The organism is Rhizobium ecuadorense (assembly GCF_001187535.1).
Lineage (GTDB): Bacteria > Pseudomonadota > Alphaproteobacteria > Rhizobiales > Rhizobiaceae > Rhizobium > Rhizobium ecuadorense.
Genome location: NZ_LFIO01000782.1, coordinates 1 through 233 on the forward strand (window position 1 = coordinate 1; position 233 = coordinate 233).

The window sequence follows — 233 nt, forward strand, 5'->3', positions numbered from 1 at the left end:
CGACCCCACTGCGACCACACCTTCGGCGCCTTTCAGTTTTTCAATCAACACAGCCACATTCGCCATATCGGCATGCGGATGGTCGAGAAGAACGGTCTTGACGGGGCCGAGCGATTGGAGAGCATGGGCGATGCGTTCACCCATCGCATCCCAGGTGACGTGATCGGCCACGACTGTGAATGTGTTGCCTAGCCCTAGTCCGGCAACCAGTTCGGCTTCCCGTCCCTCAAGGC

Annotated in this window: 1 protein-coding gene; it reads right to left on the reverse strand. The window is 59.2% G+C overall.

The window, feature by feature from the left end; all coding sequences use genetic code 11:
- The coding region (locus AF337_RS40390) for an iron-containing alcohol dehydrogenase (RefSeq protein ID WP_160320303.1) at window positions 1–233 on the reverse strand (233 nt) is incomplete at both ends.